Source organism: Minwuia thermotolerans, from assembly GCF_002924445.1.
Lineage (GTDB): Bacteria > Pseudomonadota > Alphaproteobacteria > Minwuiales > Minwuiaceae > Minwuia > Minwuia thermotolerans.
Genome location: NZ_PIGG01000040.1, coordinates 34,054 through 49,783 on the forward strand (window position 1 = coordinate 34,054; position 15,730 = coordinate 49,783).

At 68.3% G+C, this 15,730-nt stretch carries 18 protein-coding genes and 1 tRNA gene; 7 read left to right on the top strand and 12 right to left on the bottom strand.

All coding sequences use genetic code 11. The annotated features are described in order from the left end of the window. Positions 1–25 precede the first annotated feature (25 nt). Positions 26–679, bottom strand: coding sequence for a DsbA family protein (locus tag CWC60_RS12950; protein ID WP_109794365.1), 654 nt, complete (start codon positions 677–679; stop codon positions 26–28). A 144-nt stretch (positions 680–823) separates the two neighbouring features. On the opposite strand from CWC60_RS12950, the gene CWC60_RS12955 reads away from it, so the two are divergent. Continuing rightward, positions 824–1,963 (top strand): acyl-CoA dehydrogenase family protein, encoded by a 1,140-nt coding sequence (locus CWC60_RS12955; protein WP_109794366.1) that lies wholly within the window; start codon positions 824–826, stop codon positions 1,961–1,963. Positions 1,964–1,966: 3 nt separating this feature from the next. On the opposite strand, the gene CWC60_RS12960 is transcribed toward CWC60_RS12955, so the two are convergent. After that, positions 1,967–3,073: a 5-(carboxyamino)imidazole ribonucleotide synthase gene (locus tag CWC60_RS12960; RefSeq protein WP_109794367.1), complete on the bottom strand. Its 1,107-nt coding sequence runs from the start codon at positions 3,071–3,073 to the stop codon at positions 1,967–1,969. Beyond that, a complete protein-coding gene (purE, locus tag CWC60_RS12965; RefSeq protein WP_109794368.1) occupies positions 3,070–3,570 on the bottom strand; it encodes a 5-(carboxyamino)imidazole ribonucleotide mutase in 501 nt (166 codons plus the stop codon). Before purE ends, CWC60_RS12960 begins: the two co-directional genes overlap by 4 nt. Before the next feature lie 167 nt (positions 3,571–3,737). On the opposite strand from purE, the gene CWC60_RS12970 reads away from it, so the two are divergent. Continuing rightward, on the top strand, positions 3,738–4,478 hold the full coding sequence (locus CWC60_RS12970) for a GGDEF domain-containing protein (protein WP_109794369.1): 741 nt from the start codon (positions 3,738–3,740) through the stop codon (positions 4,476–4,478). Between the two features lie 7 nt (positions 4,479–4,485). Here the strand turns inward: CWC60_RS12970 and CWC60_RS12975 are convergent, their stop codons facing one another. Continuing rightward, positions 4,486–4,701: a YdcH family protein gene (locus tag CWC60_RS12975; protein ID WP_109794370.1), complete on the bottom strand. Its 216-nt coding sequence runs from the start codon at positions 4,699–4,701 to the stop codon at positions 4,486–4,488. A gap of 182 nt (positions 4,702–4,883) precedes the next feature. On the opposite strand from CWC60_RS12975, the gene CWC60_RS12980 reads away from it, so the two are divergent. From CWC60_RS12980 to CWC60_RS12990, 3 genes are all read left to right on the top strand, one after another. Beyond that, the gene (locus CWC60_RS12980; RefSeq protein WP_109794371.1) at positions 4,884–5,498 is read left to right on the top strand and encodes a TIGR02444 family protein; all 615 of its coding nucleotides are present in this window, start codon (positions 4,884–4,886) and stop codon (positions 5,496–5,498) included. Positions 5,499–5,649: 151 nt separating this feature from the next. Further along, positions 5,650–5,823: a YdcH family protein gene (locus tag CWC60_RS12985; RefSeq protein WP_109794372.1), complete on the top strand. Its 174-nt coding sequence runs from the start codon at positions 5,650–5,652 to the stop codon at positions 5,821–5,823. A gap of 67 nt (positions 5,824–5,890) precedes the next feature. Then, positions 5,891–6,904, top strand: a complete 1,014-nt coding sequence (locus CWC60_RS12990; RefSeq protein WP_109794373.1) for a phosphotransferase family protein — start codon at positions 5,891–5,893, stop codon at positions 6,902–6,904. A 52-nt stretch (positions 6,905–6,956) separates the two neighbouring features. Here CWC60_RS12990 and CWC60_RS12995 read toward each other — a convergent pair whose 3' ends face one another. The 8 genes from CWC60_RS12995 to CWC60_RS13030 all read right to left on the bottom strand — a co-directional run bounded on the left by CWC60_RS12995 (position 6,957) and on the right by CWC60_RS13030 (position 13,040). Next, positions 6,957–7,763 carry an extensin-like domain-containing protein gene (locus CWC60_RS12995; protein ID WP_109794374.1) on the bottom strand — a complete coding sequence of 269 codons (807 nt, stop codon included), beginning with the start codon at positions 7,761–7,763 and terminating at the stop codon, positions 6,957–6,959. Between the two features lie 126 nt (positions 7,764–7,889). Next, a tRNA-Ala gene (locus CWC60_RS13000) sits at positions 7,890–7,965 on the bottom strand. Between the two features lie 84 nt (positions 7,966–8,049). After that, a complete protein-coding gene (locus CWC60_RS13005; protein ID WP_109794375.1) occupies positions 8,050–8,499 on the bottom strand; it encodes an FYDLN acid domain-containing protein in 450 nt (149 codons plus the stop codon). A 111-nt stretch (positions 8,500–8,610) separates the two neighbouring features. Continuing rightward, entirely contained in the window at positions 8,611–9,639 is a 1,029-nt protein-coding gene (locus CWC60_RS13010; protein WP_109794376.1) for a sulfotransferase, read from the bottom strand. Beyond that, on the bottom strand, positions 9,636–10,892 hold the full coding sequence (locus tag CWC60_RS13015; protein ID WP_109794377.1) for a lipopolysaccharide biosynthesis protein: 1,257 nt from the start codon (positions 10,890–10,892) through the stop codon (positions 9,636–9,638). Before CWC60_RS13015 ends, CWC60_RS13010 begins: the two co-directional genes overlap by 4 nt. Positions 10,893–11,093: 201 nt before the next feature. Beyond that, positions 11,094–11,468, bottom strand: a complete 375-nt coding sequence (locus CWC60_RS13020) for a hypothetical protein (protein WP_109794378.1) — start codon at positions 11,466–11,468, stop codon at positions 11,094–11,096. A 74-nt stretch (positions 11,469–11,542) separates the two neighbouring features. Then, positions 11,543–12,334: an ABC transporter permease gene (locus CWC60_RS13025; RefSeq protein WP_109794379.1), complete on the bottom strand. Its 792-nt coding sequence runs from the start codon at positions 12,332–12,334 to the stop codon at positions 11,543–11,545. 112 nt (positions 12,335–12,446) lie between these two features. Continuing rightward, the gene (locus tag CWC60_RS13030) at positions 12,447–13,040 is read right to left on the bottom strand and encodes an ABC transporter ATP-binding protein (protein ID WP_206419917.1); all 594 of its coding nucleotides are present in this window, start codon (positions 13,038–13,040) and stop codon (positions 12,447–12,449) included. A gap of 210 nt (positions 13,041–13,250) precedes the next feature. Between CWC60_RS13030 and CWC60_RS13035 the strand changes: the two genes are divergently transcribed. Beyond that, the gene (locus tag CWC60_RS13035; protein WP_109794381.1) at positions 13,251–14,462 is read left to right on the top strand and encodes an argininosuccinate synthase; all 1,212 of its coding nucleotides are present in this window, start codon (positions 13,251–13,253) and stop codon (positions 14,460–14,462) included. 216 nt (positions 14,463–14,678) lie between these two features. Continuing rightward, the gene (locus CWC60_RS13040) at positions 14,679–15,662 is read left to right on the top strand and encodes a DMT family transporter (protein ID WP_109794382.1); all 984 of its coding nucleotides are present in this window, start codon (positions 14,679–14,681) and stop codon (positions 15,660–15,662) included. Positions 15,663–15,730 lie beyond the last annotated feature (68 nt).

A 15,730-nucleotide genomic window follows, 5' to 3' on the forward strand; every position in this document is an offset into this window, starting at 1 on the left:
CCTTCCGCAGACCTCCGTTCAGACTCTAGGACGAGAGGCCCCGAAGCGCCTCGGCCACGCTCTCGTAGTCGTTGCCGCCCTCGTGCTTCTCGCCGTTGATGATCAGCGTCGGCGTACCCTGGACACCGAACTTCTCGTGGCCGGTCAGGCGCGACTCCAGGATCATGTCCTGCAGTTCCTCGCTGGCCAGGCAGCGGTCGAACGCCTCCGGCGAGACGCCGCCCAGAGTGGCGATCCGGCGCAGTTCCGCCATCGGATCCTGCGCGCGCGTCCACTTCTCCTGCTGCTTGAACAGGATGTCGATGAAGGCGAAAAAGCGCTGCTCGCCGCCGCAGCGCGCCAGCATGGCCGCAGCGAGGCCGGGCCGGTCGAAGGGAAACTCCCGGAAGATGAAGCGGACCTTGCCCGTGTCGATCCAATTTTCCTTCAGCTTCGGCCAGGTGGCGTGATGGAAACTGGCGCAGTGCGGACAGGTCATCGAGGCGTATTCGATCACCTCGATCGGCGCGTCCTCGGCGCCCATCGTCATGTCGCCGGTGGCCCAGGGCTTGTCCTCGGCCAGCGCCGGCGCGAACGGAAGCGCCAGTCCCAGGGCCGCCCCGCCGATCATCACCTGTCGCCGTGATAGTGTCATCACCGCCTCGCGCACACCAGATATAGTGTCAGTATAGGTGGGCATGATGCTCTCCTCAATCTCTAAAAGCCGCTGCAATGGATGATGGGGAATATGGCCTGAATTGGGCCTGACGGATCATCCCACGATCACGTGAGCAGTGATATAAACACCGCCCGTCCCATCGCCAGCCCCCCATGGAGCGACGCCATGCAACTGACCGAAGATCAGAAACTGATTCGCGATGCCGCGCGCGCCTTCTGTCTGGGCGAACTGGCCCCGGGCGCCATGGAGCGCGACCGTACCGGCGAACCGCCGATGGCGCTGCTGCGGCAGATGGGCGAACTGGGCCTGATGGGCATGACCGTGCCCGAGGAGCTGGGCGGGGCCGGCGCGGACATGACCGCCTACGTGCTGGCGCTGATGGAGGTCGCGGCCGCCGACGGCGCGGTTTCCACCATCATGAGCGTCAACAACTCGCCCTGCTGTGCGGCGCTGCTGCGCTACGGCACCGATGCGCAGAAGGCGCGCTGGCTGAAACCCATGGCCGCGGGCGAGATCATCGGCGCCTTCTGTCTGACCGAGCCGCAGGCGGGCTCCGAAGCCTCCAACCTGAAGACCCGGGCCGTACGCAGGGGCGACAGGTGGGTGATCAACGGCACCAAGCAGTTCATCACTTCCGGCTCGATCGGCGGCGTGGCCCTGGTCTTCGCCATGACCGATCCGGACAAGGGCGCCAAGGGCATCTCCGCCTTCCTGGTGCCCACGGACACGCCCGGCTACCGCGTCGCCTCCAGGGAGGAGAAGCTGGGCCAGCGCTGCTCCGACACCTGTCAGATCGCCTTCGAGGACTGCGAAATCCCGGCGGAGAACCTGGTCGGCGAGGAAGGCCGCGGCTACGCCATCGCGCTCGCCAACCTGGAGACCGGCCGCATCGGCATCGCCGCCCAGGCCATCGGCATGGCGCGCGCGGCCTACGAGCGGGCGGCCGCCTACGCCCGCGAGCGGACCGCCTTCGGCAAGGCCATCGTCGAGCATCAGGCCGTGGGCTTCCGGCTGGCCGACATGAAGACGCGGATCGAGGCCGCCAGCCAGATGACGTTCCACGCCGCCGACCTGAAGCAGCGCGGCGAGCCCTGCCTGCAGGAGGCGTCGATGTGCAAGCTGTTCGCCTCGGAGATGGCCGAGCAGGTCTGTTCCGACGCCATCCAGATCCACGGCGGCTACGGCTATGTCGCCGACTACGACGTCGAGCGCATCTACCGCGACGTCCGGGTCTGCCAGATCTACGAAGGCACCTCGGACGTGCAGCGACTGGTCATCGCCCGCCAGATCGCCGCCGGGGCGTAGCGATCACGGCAGTTCGCTGTCCTTCGGCGGCCAGGCGGGGCGGTCGGGCGCGTAGAGTTTCGTGACATGCCCCATCTTGCGGCCGGGCCGGACCTCCGCCTTGCCGTAGAGGTGCAGGCTGACGTCGCCGGCGGCGAGCCGGGCCCAGTCCTTCGCATCGTCGCCAATCAGGTTGCGCATTACCGCGCGGTGGTGGAACCCGGGCGCGCCCAGCGGCAGGCCTGCGGTGGCGCGCACCTGCTGCTCGAACTGGCTGACGCGGCATGCCTCGATGGTCCAGTGACCGGAATTGTGCGGCCGGGGCGCCATCTCGTTGAACAGCACGCCTTCCTCGGGGGTCACGAAGAACTCGACCGCCAGCAGGCCGATCACGTTCAGCGCCTCGATCAGCGCGCGCGTCGCCTCCTCGGCCAGCTTCGAGGCGGCCGAGGGCCCCGGCGATGGCGCGATGGTCAGCGAGAGGATATGATTGCGGTGGCGGTTCTCGACCGCCGGATAGCAGCGCACCTCGCCGTCGACGCCGCGCGCCGCGATCACCGAGATCTCCGATGTGAAGTCGACGAAGGACTCCAGGATCGCCGCGGGCCGGCCCAGCTCGGCGAACGCGGCGGCCGCATCTGCCGCCTCGCGGATCATCCGCTGGCCCTTGCCGTCATAGCCCTCGCGCCGGGTCTTCAGCACCGCCGGCGCGCCGATGGCCGCGATCGCGTCCGCAAGGTCGGTGTCGCTGGTCACCGGCTCGAAGGGCGCCACCGGCACGCCGAGTTCCCGCGCCACGGTCTTCTCCCGAAGCCGGTCCTGGGCGACCGCCAGCACTATGGCCCCGGGGCGGACAGGGACCTTTTCCGCCAGCCTCTCGACGGCCGATACCGGCACGTTCTCGAATTCAAGGGTCACGGCGTCGACCTGATCAGCGAAGGCGTCCAGCGCGCCCAGATCGTCCCACCGGGCCACGGTCGCCGCCGCCGACACCTGGGCGGCGGGGCTGTCGGCTTCCGGCGTGAAAACATGCACGCGGTAACCCAGCCGCGCGGCGGCGAGCGCCATCATCCGGCCGAGCTGGCCGCCGCCCAGCACGCCGATGGCCGAACCTGGTGGCAGGGCCGTCATCCGCGCTCGGGCTCTTCCGCGACGGCCTCGCTCTGACGGCGGCGCCAGTCGTCCAGCCGGGCGGTCAGTTCGGCGTCCTGCAGCCCGACGATGGCGGCGGCGAGCAGGGCGGCGTTCTTCGCCCCGGCCTTGCCGATGGCCAGCGTGCCGACGGGCACGCCGCCCGGCATCTGGACGATCGAAAGCAGGCTGTCCATGCCGCTGAGCGCCTTGCTTTCGACGGGCACGCCGAGCACCGGAACGCTGGTCTGCGCGGCGACCATGCCGGGCAGATGCGCGGCGCCGCCGGCGCCGGCGATGATCGCCTGCAGCCCCCGCTCGCGGGCCGTCCGGGCATAATCGGCCATTCGGTCGGGCGTGCGGTGCGCCGAGACGATGCGGACCTCGTGCGGCACTGCCAGCGCCTCCAGGATCTCCACGGCATGCGCCATGGTATCCCAATCCGACTGGCTGCCCATGATGACGCCGACTTTCACGTCGGCCGGATTGGCGCTCATGTCGTCTTTCGCCCTCAGTGCGTTCGGCGGGAAAAGAAAGCGGCGGAGTATAGGCGGCGCGCCCCCCGAGGCAAGCGGGGAAAGCCGGAGAGGCCGGGAAAGCGTTTGTTAACATTCCTGCATCAGACTACCTCAGACAAGCACCGAGGCCCGACCGGGAGCAACCCATGAAGATCGGCGGATATCCGTCTGTCCAGAATGTCCGCCCGACCGAAAGGAAGCACCCGGCCTCGCGGTCCTCGGCGTCGACGCCTGCCGATTCCAGTGGAATCGGCGAGATCCGCGACACCGCCGAGCTGTTCGGCGTGCCGGATGCGGAACTGACGCCGAAGGTGCGCCAGGCCTTCCTGAACCTGATGGCGGAAGTCGAGACCCTGCGCCAGGAGCTGCATGCGTCCCAGCGCCGCGTCGGCGAACTGGAGAAGCTGGCCGACCAGGATCCGCTGGCGCCGGTTGCCAACCGCCGCGCCTTCGTCCGCGACATGAGCCGGATGATGTCCTACACGGATCGGTACGGCGTGCCGTCCAGCCTCGTCTTCTTCGACGTCAACGGACTGAAGGACATCAACGACCGCTACGGCCACGCCGCGGGCGACCGTGCGCTGCTGAACGTGGCGCAGGCGCTGCTGGAGAATACCCGCGAATCGGACGTCGTGGGCCGGCTGGGCGGCGACGAGTTCGGCGTCATCCTGGCCCAGGCCACCGACGAGGTGGCGAACGCGAAGGCGGAGGAACTGGCCGAGAGCATCCGCGCCCGGCCGGTGGTGACGGAAAACGCCACGGTCCCGCTGGATGTCGCCTACGGGGTCTTCCCCTTCCGCGCCGAAGAGGACGCATCCGAAGCGCTGGCCGAGGCCGACCGGCGCATGTACGAGAAGAAGCGGCAGATGAAGGCCGACGCGGCCTGACGAACCGTCAGGCGATGATGTCGGGCTCCAGCAGCACTTCCAGCTTGCGGATCTCGTCGCGGACCTGAAGCTTGCGCCGTTTCATGCGCTGCATCTGCAGATCGTCATAGGCGCCGCGCTGGCTGAGCGCGTCGATAGCCGCATCCAGATCGTTGTGCGCGACCCTGAGTTCGGCCAGCCGCCCTTCGATCCTTTGCCGATCCGCGCCGACGACTTCCGTCATGGCATTCGCTCCCGCTGGTCAATGATGCCGATCGAACGGCTCGATCACAGCCGCTTTGCGCGTGGCGGCGCTTCTGGCATAGTCCGCCGGCGCCGAACGGCCGTGGCCGGGAAATTCTATCACGGGTCCGGCGCGCAATCACGGTTTTGAGCCTGGAAGGGCGTGCAGCGGGAGCGAATTCTATGGCGGTGTTCTCCGCAGGCGTCTTTCCTCCGAATGAATTGTGGGACTACACGACCCGCGTCTATGCGCGCGGGCGCGCCAAGGACGCCTGTCTGACCCTGCAGGAGCGCGTCGGGCTGGACGTCAACGTCGTTCTGTACTGCTGCTGGGTCGCATCGAGCGGCCGCGGCGCCTTCCGGAAGGACGAACTGGAAGGTGCGCTGGACGCCGTCGCCGAGTGGCGCGTTCATGTCGTCGAAACGCTGCGCGAACTGCGCCGGCAGCTGAAGGGCGGCATCGGCGAGGCGCCCCGGCCGCTTTCCGACGACCTGAGGCGCGTGGTCGTCGAGTGCGAACTCCATTCCGAACATGTCGAGATCCTGATCCTGCACAGGTCGATGGCGCGCCCCGGCACGGGAACCTTCGACCGCTACCAGCAGATTGAGGATTCGATCGCCAACCTGCTGCGCTACCTGACCGTTATGGAAGTGGAGCCGGAGGACGCGGGCTTCGAAGAACTGGTCGAGGTGCTGGCGGCGGCCTTCCCCGAGGAAAACCCCCAGCGGATCGCCTCGATGTGTCAGGGGATGGCCTTCCGGCTCACGGCGGGCGACGAGGGCGTACTCGGCCGCTGAAACGGTGATCGCGCGGCCGGAAGTTGTCCGGCCGACGTCACTTTTTTGCAATCGGCGCTTGAACCCTGCGCTTCCGAATCTCAACATTGCATTTGGATGACAGCCGTGTTCGCGGCTGCCGCGTCACTCAACCTGAACAAAGGGGAAGCACGTGACAGCGAAGCATGAATTCCAGCAGTTGAAGAAGAAGCACGCGGACCTGGACGAGGCCCTGCGGCGCGAAGAAGCGCGTCCGTTGCCGGACGAGGCCCTGATTACCCGACTGAAGAAGCAGAAGCTCATGCTGAAGGACGAGATGGCCGCTCTGGAGTCCAGCGCCGCCTGACCCCTCTTCGAGGCTCAAGCGCAGGAGGCCCTGTCTGAACGGCGGGGCCTTTTGTTATTCTGACCCCATGGAACAGGAAAACGACCTCGGCCCCCGCCTCGCCAGGGCCTTTGACAGACGGTTCGGCGTTGGCCACGCGGTCGAGCGTCTGGAACGCCTGTCGGCCGGCGCGTCCCGCGAATCCTATATCTTCGAGGTTCTCGCCCCCAAAGGCGGGCGGCAGTCCCTGATTCTCAAACGCGATCCTCCTGGCGCGGTCCACGACGAGGACGACCCCGACAACCGCTTCGGAGCCGACCGGCCGGCGGAGGCTGCGATCGTCGCCGCCGCCCATGCGGCAGGCGCCCACGCCCCGGCGATGATCTTCTGCGCCGACGATGATGACGGCCTCGGCGCAGCCTTCGTCATGGAGGCGCTGGAGGGCGAGACCCTGCCCCAGAAGATCCTGCGCGATCCGGCGCTGGCCGGGGCGCGGGCGCGCCTGCCCGCGGAAATGGGCGCGGCGCTGGCGCGCCTGCACGCGGTGCCGAGGCGGGAATTGCCCCGGCTGCGCACGTTCCGCCTGGATGATCACCTGGCCGCCTTCCGGGCCATTCTGGACGGGTACGGCCAGCCGCAACCGGGCTTCGAATACGGTCTGCGCTGGCTGGAGAAGCATCGCCCACCCGACGAACCGCCGGTCTTCGCCCATGGCGACTTCCGGATGGGCAACATCATCGTCGATACGCAGGGCCTGGCCGGCATTCTCGACTGGGAGGTCGGCCACCTGGGCGACCGGCATGTCGACCTGGCCTGGCCGTCCGTTCGCGCCTGGCGATTCGGGCGCGACGACCGTCCCTTCGCCGGCGTCGGGCCACGCGAGACGTTTTTCGAGGCCTACGAGGCAGCCGGCGGCGCCCCGATAGATCCCGAAATCGTGCGCTACTGGGAAGTGCTCGGCACGCTGCGCTGGGGCGTCATGTGCATGACCATCGGCCAGCGGTTCACCTCCGGCCGCGAGGCCTCGGTCGAGAAGGCTGTCATCGGGCGGCGGGTCGCCGAGACCGAACTCGACTTCCTGGACCTGATCGACGCCCTGTGACCCCGCGGCCGCCGCGAAGGCGGAACAGCCCGGGCAAATGCCGCCGCGTGGCCTACTGGCAGAGGCGGTAGCCGCGCCTGCGCACCTTCACGTCCAGATGCAGGTGGTCGGCGTGCGCCGCATCGGTGCCGGGTCCGATCACGGTCGTGAAGCTCAGGCAGGCGGCGGCACGAACGGCCTGCTGGAACGCCTCTTCCGCGTCGCCCTCCCCCTCGCGCGGCTCGACCGTCAATCCGTCGCCGCCGGCGAAGCGGAACCCCATGACGTCGACCGCGTTGCCGAACGCATGTTCGGAAAGCCGCCCGCTGCCCGAATTGTTGCGCCGGCGGCAGACATAGACCGAGCCGTGATCCAGACCGGTCAGCCGCCTCCGGTCCGGAAGATGCGTGGCGGCCGGGACGACGAAGCCCGATACCCACTCCGCCAGGGCGCGCGCCGTCTCGCAACGCATGCGGGCGGCGGGACGCAGCACGACGCCGGGAACGATCTCCGTCACACGGAGCGGCCGGACGACGCCGCAGCCGGCGTCCGCGTTTTCGATCCGGTCGGCGATCTCGTAGGCCGCGCCATATACATCCAGCGCCGCCCGACAGGCCGCGAACTCGACGTCGGATTCGGCAAGGCGCTCCGGCGCCGGGGTCGGCGGCGGTTCGGGTCCCGGCGCACGCGTGATTTCCGCTTCGGCGGCCTCGGTCCTGTCTGTGGCATCGGGTGGCGGCGAGGATGGCGTTTCCGCCGGTCTGGGCGGCGGCAACGGGGGCGGCTCGCCGTTCCCATCGCCCGTGTCCTGCGCCAGGACGGACACCGTCAGCCCCGCCAGCAGCGCCATGCCCGCCATGATCGTGCGGATACGTTCCATCGTCCCTTCCGCCTGTCGCCATCGCGCGCGCCCGGGCAACGCGGCTGGACGGTCAGATGGGTTCGGCGAAAGGGGACGCAAGCGGCCCGAAGGTCGCGGGCCTCAGATGCGAACGGAGGGGAAAAATGGTGGAGCCAGGCGGAATCGAACCGCCGACCTCTTGAATGCCATTCAAGCGCTCTCCCAACTGAGCTATGGCCCCACCGGGGGCACGAGCCGCGGCCCGTGCCTTCGAGGAAGCGGGTTTTATGCAAGCCCCGAAGGGATTGCAAGCCCGGATTGGACCTTACCGTTCCTCGTCGTCCTCATCGTCGGTGACGGCGGTATCGTCTTCCTCGTCGTCGTCGGAATCCGAATCCGAATCCAGCGGATCGAGGATGACCTCCTTCTCCTCGTCGAGGTCCATCGGCTCGTTGTTATCCTCGCTGTCGACGTCGGAGGACGCGGTGTCGTCCTCGTCATCTTCGTCGTCGTCGTCCTCGATGAGGGCCTCGTCCTCGTCGTCATCCTCCAGAAGCGTGCCGTCATCATCGTCGTCGTCGACTTCCTTCTCGACCTTCTTCGGAGCCGGCTTCTTGACCTTCTCCTCCTGCGTCGGACGGCGCTGCTTGAACACGACGACGGGCTGATTCTCCGTGCCGCAGCTCGGGCAGACCAGTGGCGTCTTGTTGAAGTCGTAGAATTTCGTGCCGCAATTGCTGCAGCTATGCTTGGTGCCCCATTCGGGTTTCGCCATGACGGCAGCTCCGCAATTGTTCGGTGTCAACCATGGATTCTCGGACGGCGGTCAATAGCCACTGTCCGGCAGGGATGTCAAAGCATGTTTGACCCGCGCCCCGCCCGCCGGTCACCAGCCCGCGCGCCAGCGATACAGGACCACCCGTATGCGCCAGAGCAACCTGCCCGTCGCCGCATAGCGCCAGGTGTTTGCGATCCGCCGCCAGGCCGTGCGTCCGGCAAGGCGGAAACGCTGCGCCAGAAGATTCACGCGGCCGGCGCGGCGTCCGGCCGTCATGTCGGGTTCGTATCCCTTCTTCGCAAGCATCTCGCCGGCGCCCTGCTGGGTCAGCGCGATCTCCACGTCGGTGAGTTCCTGCCGCCAGGCCTCGATGCGGTCGGCCTTCGGCTTCTCGGCGAGGTTCCCGTGCAGATGACGCTGATCCTCGGGAATGCGCGCCAGATAGGCGTCGCCTTGCGGTCCGGCGGCGTTACCCAGCGGCGGCAGGTCCGCACGGCTGACAAAGCGGCGAACCGCCGCCATGGTAGCGTCATAGGCGGTGATCAGGTCTTCGTAGCGGACCTCCATCAGGTCCGGGCCCGCCACCCGGTCCACGCGCCGCGCATTGGCCGCCCAGCGCCGTCCGGCGTCCAGCGGGTCCTCGTTCATCGCCCGCGCGGTGTAGGAGCCGACGGACTGTTTCTGGCTGCCGAAGACGCCGCGGGGATCTCGGATGATATGGAGGAATTTCGCCGACGGTATCTCCCGTCTGAGACGGGAGATGTGGTGGGTCAGACGCGTCCCCTTCACCAGGTAGCAGGGCGCCGCCGCGCCGGCGAAATGCAGGTCCAGAACGGCGCGGACGATCGCCTCGAAAGGCGCCGGCATGGCGAGTCCCGCCAGCCGCGCGCGCAGTTCCTCGCGCCCGACGCCCCATTGGCCGAACTTCTCGTCGCCGAAGAACGTCTCCACCACCCGGTCGACGTCCGCCGCCGAACGGATCGCCGGACCTGTTTCCAGCAGATCCGCGAAGGCCTCCGTCTCGATGGTAACCGCGACTTCCTCATGCTTGTCGAGGCGGCTGGCGAGAAAGGTCGAGCCCGACCTGTTCTCGTACATCAGGAAGACGATCTGGCGCTGTTCGAGGGGGACGGTCATCGCCGGCGCAGGATAGACCGCAACGCGCCGAAGGTCAGCGTCTTCGGGTCGGGCAGCGATAGCGCGCCGGTCAGCCGCCAGGCAAAATAGGTATGCAGGGCCATGCGCGCGGTGATGGTCAGCGCCGTGACCACGGCGACGCCGGTCGCGCCGTGCTGCTCCACGACCAGGATATTGGCGATCACGTTCACGGCCAGCGCGCCCAGCGTCAGCGCCGACATCAGGTTCTGGTGCCCGGCCATCTGCAGCATCATGCCGGGACTGCCGACCACTGCGCTGACCACATGGCCGGCCGCGAGGATGATGAGAACCGTCGCCGCCTCGCCGTAGGGGGCGCCGAACAGCAGATCGAGCATGGGTTCGGCGAACAGCACGATCAGCACGAAGACCGGCACCGAGACGACCGTCGACCAGGTGGCCGCGATCCGCGCCATGCGCTCGAAATCGCGGATACGCCCCTCCGCATGCAGCGCGGCGAGAAGCTGCGGCAGGGCCATGTTGATGACCGACAGGCCGAAGATCACCAGGTTGGTGACCCGGATCGCGGCGCCATAGAGCGCGACTTCCGTGGCGTCGCGGTAGAGGCTGAGGATCCAGACGTCGGTCGCCTTCAGCACCAGCGCGCCGGAGGAGTGCAGCAGCATGGGCGCGGACAGCATGGCGAGATGCCGCGCGCCGAATGCCTCGTCCGCCGGCGGGCCGCCGCTGTGCCGCGCCACGAAACGCAGGCACAGCGCCATGGTCAGCAGCGCGATCAGGGCCGACGCGGCGGCGTAGATCTCGACCACCGCCCAGACGCCGGCGGCCTGGCCGCCGGCCAGCAAGGCGAGGGCCGCGAGAAACACCAGCCCCTCGCGCGGCGCCGACAGCAGCAGGGCGCCCGACCGCACCCGTCCGACACCGCGCAGGAAGGCTGAGCCGATCTCCTCGGCCGCACGGGTCAGGATCACCACGGCGATGAGGCCGGCCATCAGCCAGCCCAGTTCGCGCTTGAACAGCGACGCCTCCATCGCTGGCCAGAGACCGAGCAGCACCGCGGTCAGCGCGATGCCGACGGCCGCGAAAATCAGCGCCGTCGCCTTCAGGATCGCCCGCGCCCGGTCCCACGCCCCCGCCCCACCGGCGATCCCGGCGAGCTTGGTGACGCCGGTCTGCATGCCGAAGCTCTGGAGCATGGCGCCGACGGCGACGATCTGTGCGAACACCGTGTAGAAGCCGAAATCCGCCGGACTCAGCAGCCGGGTGAGCACCATGGCCACGGCGATATTGAGAAAGCCCAGCGCGGCCCGGTTGACCAGGCCGAAGAGCGCCCCCGCCCTGAGGCGTCGGTTATGGCGGCCTTGGTCGGCGATGGCGGGGCCCCGTTGCTGCGGATCGGCGAATCAGACGCTCACGACGCCGGACCGGCGATTCTTAGAGCGAATCCGCGCGCCCGCCAACGCGGGAAAGCGGCGTCAGAGCCAGCGCCGCGCCGCGTTCACCGTGTCTTCGGGACCCGTGTTGAAGCAGATGTTCGCCGTGGGCGCATGCTCGTGCACCAGATTGAGGACCTTCTCGAACAGCGGGAACCGCTCGTCGTCCGCGCGCAGGCCCGCGTCGATCACCACGCAATCATAGGGCCGCCGATCCAGCGCCTCGGTCACGGCCTCGGAAGCCGTGCGGCCGCTGTCGACGAGACAGAGGGCGGCGTCGACGCCCTCCTCCTCGAGAGCATGCTTCTGCTCCTCCAGCTGCCGGCGCAGCCGGTCCGCGTCCAGCCCCGGCCAGCGCCGGTAGTTCACCGCGTCCGGGTGCAATGCGATCAGGACGACATTCTTCTTGTTCGTCATTCGGTCGCTCCATCATGTCCTGCCGGCTTCTGAGGTGGGGGGATCGGGCAATTCCGGCAAGACCGGGCAGGAACTCACCCGGTCAGCCGGTCCAGACGGATGCGGTGGCGGCGGTCGGAAAGCCGCCAGGCCGCACCCCACAGGGCCACGACTAGTCCGATGCCGGTCGCGCCGGCGATCAGGAACATGACCAGGATCTGGTAGCGCACGGCCTGCTCAGGGTCGGCGCCGGCCAGGATCTGTCCGGTCATCATGCCCGGCAGGGAGACCACGCCCGTCGCGGCCATGGCGTTGATGATCGGGATCAGGCCGGCCCGCGCCGCGCGGCGCATGGACGGGGCCAGCGCCTGCCAGCGCGTGGCGCCGGTCAACAGGTGGGCCTCTACCGCCGCGCGGCGGCTGGCCAGGTCGTTGGCGAGCGCATTCAGGCCGATGGCGATGCCCGTCATGGCGTTGCCCAGCATCATGCCGAACAGCGGAATGGCGTAGCGCGGGTCGTACCAGGGATCGGGGCGGATGGTGACGTTGAGCGCGAACAGCATCACCACGGACGCGCCAAGCAGCATGGTCGCCGCGCCCAGACCATAGCCCCAGACCCCCTTCAGCCGCCGTTCCTGCCGCGCCATGACCTCGTAGCCGGCAACCGCCAGCATCACCGTCGCGACCAGCGCCGTCAGGCCCGGCGACTTCGTGGTCAGGATCACCTTCAGCACCAGGCCGATCAGCGCCATCTGCACCACCATGCGCAGCGCCGCGACCGTCATCTGCCGCACGAAGCCGAGATTCAGCGCCAGCGACAGTCCCGCGTTGATCACCAGGAACACCGCGGCGAGCAAGACCTCCCAGTTCTCCGGGTCGATGGTCATGGAGACACCTCGTCCCGGACAGCGGGATCGACCCGCACCCTGTCCTCCCCCTGGCAGGGGGAGGGTGATCGAGCGGCAATGCCGTGAGATCGGGAGGGGGTCAGGCGCGAATTCATTCTGCCTCCGCCACCCGGCCGTCCTGCATGCGCAGGACGGCCAGTCCCAGCCGTCCCACCTGCGCGGGGTCATGGCTGGCGATGAGCAGCGCCGCGCCGCCGGCCAGCATCTCCAGGATCGCGTCCTCCACATCGCCGCGATTGGCCTCGTCCAGCGCCGAGGTCGGTTCGTCCAGAAGCAGAACCTGCGGCGCGCGGGCGAAGGCCGCGGCCAGGGCGAGACGCTGGCGCTCGCCGGTGGAAAGCGACGCAACCGGCTTTCCCAGAAGCGCCGGCGCAAGCCCGAGCCGCTTCGCCATCGCCGCGCCGCCTTCGGGCAGGTGCTCCCCTGCGGTCTCCAGCCACCAGGCCGGCTCGGCCGGCACATAGGCGACGCGCCGGCGCCACTCCGGGGCCGGCATGCGGCTGCGCGCCTCGCCGGAAAGCAGCACCTCGCCCTCGTTCGGATCGAGGTCGGCGATGGCGCGGAACAGGCTGGTCTTGCCGCTGCCCGAAGGGCCGGTGACGGCCAGCCCCTCACCGGGCCCGAGACGGAGCGAGACGTCGCGGATGACGGCCGAACCCAGCCCGCGGACCTCGAGTCGGGACACCCCTTCGCCATTGTCCTGCGATCCCATTCCGCAACGATAGGAGGGGCAGGTGAGACCGGCAATCGGCTTCGCCCGTCATCCGCACCGACGCGCGCCGCTTGACGGCTCGAAGGCGGGGCGATAGCGAACGGCCTCGAACCTCAGGTCCGGCTTGCCGGCGTTCCGCGCTGCTGGGCGGCGGGGATGACAACATGATTGCGGGGGCCGCAAATGACGAAAGACAAGATCAACAAGGTCGTGCTGGCCTTCTCCGGCGGCCTCGACACTTCGGTCATCCTGAAATGGCTCCAGACGACATATGAATGCGAGGTCGTCACCTTCACCGCCGATCTCGGTCAGGGCGAGGAACTGGAGCCGGCCCGCGCCAAGGCCGAGCTGCTGGGCGTGAAACAGATCTACATCGACGACCTGAGGGAAGAATTCGTGCGCGACTACGTCTTCCCGATGTTCCGCGCCAATGCGATCTACGAGGGCACCTACCTGCTGGGCACGTCCATCGCCCGGCCGCTGATCGCCAAGCGCCAGATCGAGATCGCCAAGGAAGTCGGCGCCGACGCCGTCGCCCACGGCGCAACCGGCAAGGGCAACGACCAGGTCCGCTTCGAGCTCGGCTACTACGCCCTGAAACCCGACATCCACGTGATCAGCCCCTGGCGCGAATGGGACCTGACCAGCCGCACGAAGCTGATCGAGTTCGCCGAACAGCACCAGATCCCGATCCCCCGCGACAAGCGCGGCGAGGCCCCGTTCAGCCAGGACGCGAACCTGCTGCACATCTCATCGGAAGGGAACATCCTGGAGGATCCGTGGCAGGAGGCCGACCTCGACCTGATCCTGACCCGGATCGTGAAGCCCGAGGACGCGCCCGACAAACCGACCGAGATCACCATCCAGTTCGAGAAGGGCGACCCGGTCGCCATCGACGGCAAGAAACTCTCGCCGGCGGCCTTGCTGACAGAGCTCAACCGCCTGGGCGGCGAGAACGGCATCGGCATTCTCGATATCGTCGAGAACCGCTTCATCGGCATGAAGTCCCGCGGCGTCTACGAGACGCCGGGCGGCACGGTGCTGTTCCACGCCCGCCGGGCGATGGAGTCCATCACGCTGGAGCGCGGCGCGATGCACCAGAAGGACGAGCTGATGCCGCGCTATGCGGAACTGCTCTACAACGGCTTCTGGTTCGCGCCCGAGCGCGAGATGCTGCAGGCGGCGATCGACCACGCGTCACTGCGCGTCAACGGCGAGGTCCGGCTGAAGCTCTACAAGGGCAATGTCATGATCACCGGACGGCGCTCGCCCAACAGCCTCTATGACGAGGCCATCGTCACTTTCGAGGACGACGCCGGCGCCTACGACCAGCGCGACGCGGAGGGCTTCATCAAGCTGAACGCGCTGCGCCTGCGTCTGCTGGGGCGGCAGTAGGGGCGGCGATACCCCCGCGGCCTCTTCCATGTCATCCCCGCCGCCGCGCAGCGGCGCGCGGGGATCGGGACGATGCCGGGCTTGATCGTCCCTACGTCCGATGCCCGCTCAAGGCGGGCATGACGACCCATGGCGCCCCCGCGGCGTAGCCCTTCATGTCCTGCTTGATTGCGGCGCGCGGACGGGCGAAGGGTGTCCGCGAGGAGCCCGAAGACGATGAGCGCAACGGCAACGACGGACGAGAGCAACCGGCCGCTGGTCGGCATCTTCTTCATCCTGCTCGGCATGGTGGCGATTTCCGCCAACGACATGCTGGTGAAGTACCTCTCCGACGGCTATCCGCTGCACCAGATCGTCTTCATCCGCTCCGGCATCGGCATCGCCATCAGCCTCGCCCTGGTCCAGTTCGAGGGCGGCTGGGCGATCCTGAAGACCCGGCGGCCCGGCCTGCACATCCTGCGCGGCCTGCTGATCGTGGTCGCCAATCTCTGCTTCTTCATGGCGTTGGCGGTGATGCCGCTGGCCGAGGCGACGGCGATCTTCTTCGTCGCGCCTCTGTTCATCACCCTGCTGTCGATCCCGCTGCTGGGCGAACCTGTGGGCCCGCGCCGCCTGATCGCCTGCGTCGTCGGCTTTGCCGGCGTACTGGTCATGCTGCGCCCGTCCGCCGCCGGCGAGGGGCCGGGCCTGCTGGTGTCCCTCCTGCCGGTGCTGGCGGCGCTCTGCTACGCGCTGTTCCAGATCATGACCCGGCGCCTCGGCGGCCTCTCCAAGGCGTCCGCCATGGCGGTCTACCTGCAGGGGGTTTTCATGGCGGTCAGCCTGGCATTCTTCGCGGTCGCCGGCGACGGCCGCTTCGCCGAGGGCGTCGACAACCGCAGCCTGGTATTCCTGTTCCGCGCCTGGACCTGGCCGACGGCGGACGACTGGCTGCTGTTCGCGGCATTGGGCATCGCCTCGGGCGTCATCGCCTACGCGCTTTCCCAGGCCTACCGCTCGGCCAGCGCCGCCACCGTGGCGCCGTTCGAATATGTCGCCCTGCCGCTCGCCGGCCTGTGGGGCTTCCTGATCTTCGGCGAGATTCCGGACCTGAGGGCGCTGGCGGGTATCGCGCTGATCCTGGGCGCGGGCCTCTACGTCCTTGCCCGCGAGCGCGCGCGCGACCGTCCCCGCCGCGATGCGCGGCCCATCCGGCGCTAGTTTGCGTTTCCAGCGCCCCCGCGGTGCGCTAGATCAGGAACAAGGTTCCGAAAACGCAGGGGAGGCAA

What these genes read in the sequence shown, in the direction of transcription:
- CWC60_RS12995 (WP_109794374.1), bottom strand. Translation starts at nt 7,763, where the DNA reads ATGGAACGTATCCGCACGATCATGGCGGGCATGGCGCTGCTGGCGGGG.
- CWC60_RS12975 (WP_109794370.1), bottom strand. Translation starts at nt 4,701, where the DNA reads ATGACGGAAGTCGTCGGCGCGGATCGGCAAAGGATCGAAGGGCGGCTG.
- CWC60_RS13015 (WP_109794377.1), bottom strand. Translation starts at nt 10,892, where the DNA reads ATGGTGCTCACCCGGCTGCTGAGTCCGGCGGATTTCGGCTTCTACACG.
- CWC60_RS12980 (WP_109794371.1), top strand. Translation starts at nt 4,884, where the DNA reads ATGGCGGTGTTCTCCGCAGGCGTCTTTCCTCCGAATGAATTGTGGGAC.
- CWC60_RS12970 (WP_109794369.1), top strand. Translation starts at nt 3,738, where the DNA reads ATGAAGATCGGCGGATATCCGTCTGTCCAGAATGTCCGCCCGACCGAA.
- CWC60_RS13005 (WP_109794375.1), bottom strand. Translation starts at nt 8,499, where the DNA reads ATGGCGAAACCCGAATGGGGCACCAAGCATAGCTGCAGCAATTGCGGC.
- CWC60_RS13025 (WP_109794379.1), bottom strand. Translation starts at nt 12,334, where the DNA reads ATGACCATCGACCCGGAGAACTGGGAGGTCTTGCTCGCCGCGGTGTTC.
- CWC60_RS13020 (WP_109794378.1), bottom strand. Translation starts at nt 11,468, where the DNA reads ATGACGAACAAGAAGAATGTCGTCCTGATCGCATTGCACCCGGACGCG.
- CWC60_RS12955 (WP_109794366.1), top strand. Translation starts at nt 824, where the DNA reads ATGCAACTGACCGAAGATCAGAAACTGATTCGCGATGCCGCGCGCGCC.
- CWC60_RS13010 (WP_109794376.1), bottom strand. Translation starts at nt 9,639, where the DNA reads ATGACCGTCCCCCTCGAACAGCGCCAGATCGTCTTCCTGATGTACGAG.
- CWC60_RS12960 (WP_109794367.1), bottom strand. Translation starts at nt 3,073, where the DNA reads ATGACGGCCCTGCCACCAGGTTCGGCCATCGGCGTGCTGGGCGGCGGC.
- CWC60_RS12950 (WP_109794365.1), bottom strand. Translation starts at nt 679, where the DNA reads ATGCCCACCTATACTGACACTATATCTGGTGTGCGCGAGGCGGTGATG.
- CWC60_RS13035 (WP_109794381.1), top strand. Translation starts at nt 13,251, where the DNA reads ATGACGAAAGACAAGATCAACAAGGTCGTGCTGGCCTTCTCCGGCGGC.
- CWC60_RS12990 (WP_109794373.1), top strand. Translation starts at nt 5,891, where the DNA reads ATGGAACAGGAAAACGACCTCGGCCCCCGCCTCGCCAGGGCCTTTGAC.
- purE (WP_109794368.1), bottom strand. Translation starts at nt 3,570, where the DNA reads ATGAGCGCCAATCCGGCCGACGTGAAAGTCGGCGTCATCATGGGCAGC.
- CWC60_RS13040 (WP_109794382.1), top strand. Translation starts at nt 14,679, where the DNA reads ATGAGCGCAACGGCAACGACGGACGAGAGCAACCGGCCGCTGGTCGGC.